Origin of the sequence: Cryobacterium sp. MLB-32 (assembly GCF_000738085.1) — a bacterium.
Taxonomy (GTDB): Bacteria; Actinomycetota; Actinomycetes; order Actinomycetales; family Microbacteriaceae; genus Cryobacterium.
Map to the genome: position 1 here is coordinate 1 of NZ_JPRS01000334.1, position 3,362 is coordinate 3,362.

Genomic DNA, 3,362 nt, shown 5'->3' on the forward strand with positions numbered 1-3,362 from the left:
TTCGCGACGCTGAAAACGGAGTTCTACTACCGACGGATCTGGCCTACCCGGGCCCGGGCGATTCGAGACGTCGCGGCGTGGATCGAGGACCGTTACAACCGTCGCCGGCGCCACTCCTCGATCGGGCACGTCACGCCTGTGGACTTCGAGCTGCAATACTCGTCACAGGCCGCAGAGATCCAACTCGCCGCTTAACCCGTGTCCACTCACCGGGGTCAAGGCCAGAGTGATCGACGAGATGCTCCGCCTGGACACGGAGGCACCGAGGAAGCAGAAGCACACGGCACGGCGTGTCTTCGCCCGCCTCGCGGACGAGCACGGTGCGGCGGATCTGTCGTATTCGACGGTCCGGAACTACGTCCGCCGGCGCCGCCCTGAGATCGATGCGGCCGCGGGCCGGCTGGAGGAGGTATTCGTCCCGCAGGAGCACGCGCCAGGGGCCGAGGCGGAGGTTGACTTCGGGGAAGTCTGGGTGATCTTGGCCGGAGTGAAGACGAAGTGCCACATGTTCACCTTCCGCCTATCCCACTCGGGGAAAGCGATTCACCGGGTCTATCCAACGCAGGCGCAGGAGGCGTTCCTCGAGGGGCACATTGATGCGTTCGAGGACATCGGCGGGATCCCGACCCGGCACATTCGTTACGACAACTTGACGGACGCGGTCGTGAAAGTTATTTACGGCACGGGCCGGCAGCGCACCGAGAACGACCGCTGGGTGCTGTTTCGGTCGCACTACGGTTTCGACGCGTTCTATTGCCACCCCGGAATCGAAGGCGCCCATGAGAAAGGAGGCGTCGAAGGTGAAGTCGGCCGATTCCGGCGCACACACCTGTCCCCGATGCCGGTCGTGGATTGTCTTGAACAGTTGAATGAGCGGATCCGCGGCTGGGATCTCGACGACGAGAACCGGCGCATCAGCGACCGAATCCGCACTGTCGCTCAGGACTTCGCTCTCGAACGACCGCTGCTCGCTCCGGTGACCGCGGATCGGTTCGAGCCTGGTTTGTCATTGACTCCGCGGGTGAACCGGTCGAGCCTGATCCGGGTGCGGATGGCGAGTTACTCGGTGCCGGCCCGGTTCATCGGACGGCCCGTCCGTGTCGCGCTGCGGGCATCGGAGGTGATCGTCTTCGACGGCCGCACGGAGATCGCACGGCACCCGCGGGTGGTGGCTCTGCATGGTCAGAGCGTGAACCTTGACCACTATCTCGAAGTTCTCCAGCGCAAGCCCGGCGCCCTTCCCGGGTCGACAGCGCTGGCTCACGCCCGGGCGTCGGGCGCATTCACCTCGGCGCATGAAGCATTCTGGGCTGCCGCCCGGAAAACAGACGGTGACGCGGGAGGCACCAAGGCCCTGATCGACGTTCTCCTGCTGCACCGGACAATGGCAACGAACGACGTCGTCGGCGGGATCATGGCCGCGCTCACGGTCGGGGCTGTCACCGCGGACGTTGTCGCGGTCGAGGCCCGTCGCCACGAAGCCTCGGCTGGTTCGGGTCGTCCTCCGGTCGAGGAAGTTCGAGGCCCTGAGCGGCGGGTCGTCAGTCTGACCCAGCGCCGCCTAGCGGACCCGGCCGCGGTGATCGCTGGCCTTCCCGCTGACACCAGGCCGTTGCCGAGCGTTTTCGCCTACGACCAGTTGCTGCGCTTACCCGATCGAACGACCCCACCCACAGCCGTCCCGGCTGGACAGAAAGGAACAGGCTCATGACCTCGGCTACCACCAGCATCACGACCACCCTCCGACGCCGCCGAGGGTTGACTGAAGAAGCCGCGAACGCTGCCATCGACGGCGCCTGCCGAAAGCTTCGACTGCCGACGATTCGCGCCGTCGTCGACGAGGCCACGACCGCAGCCGAGAAAGAGCAGCTCTCCTATCAAGGGTTCCTCGCGGAACTGCTGCTGGCCGAATGTGATGACCGCGACCGACGCTCCTCTGTTCGCCGCGTGAAGGCCGCCGGGTTCCCCAGAGACAAGTGGTTGGGCGACTTCGATTTCGATGCCAACCCCAACATCAACCCCGCGACGATCAACACCCTCGCCACCGGAGAGTGGGTGCGGAAAGGCCAACCTCTTTGCCTGATCGGGGACTCAGGGACCGGAAAATCACACCTGCTGATCGGCCTCGGAACCGCGGCGGCAGAGAAAGGGTTCCGAGTGAAATACACCCTCGCGACCCGGCTCGTGAACGAACTGGTCGAGGCCGCGGACGAGAAGAACCTCGCACGCACCATCGCCCGCTATGGCCGCGTCGACCTCCTCATGATCGACGAACTCGGCTACATGGAACTCGACCGGCGAGGCGCCGAGCTGCTCTTCCAAGTCCTCACCGAACGGGAAGAGAAGAACTCGATCGCGATCGCGTCGAACGAGTCATTCTCCGGCTGGACGAAGACCTTCACCGACCCCCGCCTTTGCGCGGCGATCGTGGACAGGCTCACCTTCGGCGGGACGATCATCGAAACTGGCACCGACTCCTACCGCCTCGCCCACATGCAAAGACAGCAAGAGCAGATGCCCGTCTGAAGGCGTTGGTCAACAGAAGCAGTCGTCGTGTTCCACCGCTGCTCGCCGGTTAGGGCTGATAGAACGAGCCCGACCGGGCGGTGTTACACCCGAAGTCAAGACGAGGGCAAACCGGCCATACGCAGAACAGCAGCCAGACCAGCCGGCGTCCCCGGCCAGTGCTTCGTGATGGAATCGCTGCCCGCGCGCCTCGTCGCGAATCGGAGAGCGATCGCTACGACCAACGCATCGTCGGCATATCCCAACACCGGGATGAAATCCGGGATGAGGTCGATAGGCGAGATCAGATACACCATCAACACGCCCAACCAGATCCGGACCCCGATCGGCACGGAGTTGTCTGAAGCGAGACGCTTCAGCAGTCGCACGACATCCGGGGCGAGACGAAGAAGATCCACCAGCGACGCACGACCCGAGTGTTTGCGTTGCTCGAACCACAGAACAAGAACAAGCACCAGCCAGAACAGGACCAGCCCGCCGACGACGCCGACAACAACCTGCCACCACTCCGACACGACTACGAATCCTCAGGGACTGCGCCAGCGTTCGGATTGATGGAAATCCTCATGACACCATTCTCCCAGAGGATGACCGCAACAGCCGGAGGTGGGTCCCGGTTCGGTTGCCCGCGACACCCCGCTTCGCCCGAAGTGGGTCCGGCTTAGATTGCCCTGGTGGGTCCGACTTGGGTTGACATAGCCAGACAAGGGCGTTCCTGAGGTAGTAAACGATCCGGTACGCCTGGGACGCGTCGTACACACCGTGAAAGAGTGCTCGCGTTTCCTTGTACCCATTTGATTCTCTACCCCATATTCGAGTCGCTCTCGCGAGGGCGT

General features: G+C 63.7%; 3 protein-coding genes and 1 pseudogene. 3 read left to right on the forward strand and 1 reads right to left on the reverse strand.

Going from position 1 to position 3,362, the window contains the following annotated elements; translation table 11 throughout:
- Positions 1-36: 36 nt before the first annotated feature.
- The 3 genes and pseudogenes from JF66_RS18295 (at position 37) to istB (ending at position 2,526) form a co-directional block, all read left to right on the forward strand.
- On the forward strand, positions 37-195 hold the full coding sequence (locus JF66_RS18295) for a hypothetical protein (RefSeq protein WP_369798065.1): 159 nt from the start codon (positions 37-39) through the stop codon (positions 193-195).
- A pseudogene (istA, locus tag JF66_RS18300) lies at positions 119-1,711 on the forward strand (IS21 family transposase); the annotation flags it as partial. The gene JF66_RS18295 and the pseudogene istA, both read left to right, overlap by 77 nt.
- Positions 1,708-2,526 (forward strand): IS21-like element helper ATPase IstB, encoded by an 819-nt coding sequence (gene istB / locus JF66_RS18305; protein ID WP_035880264.1) that lies wholly within the window; start codon positions 1,708-1,710, stop codon positions 2,524-2,526. The pseudogene istA and the gene istB, both read left to right, overlap by 4 nt.
- Before the next feature lie 95 nt (positions 2,527-2,621).
- Here the strand turns inward: istB and JF66_RS18310 are convergent, their stop codons facing one another.
- A complete protein-coding gene (locus JF66_RS18310; protein ID WP_035880265.1) occupies positions 2,622-3,041 on the reverse strand; it encodes a YkvA family protein in 420 nt (139 codons plus the stop codon).
- Positions 3,042-3,362 lie beyond the last annotated feature (321 nt).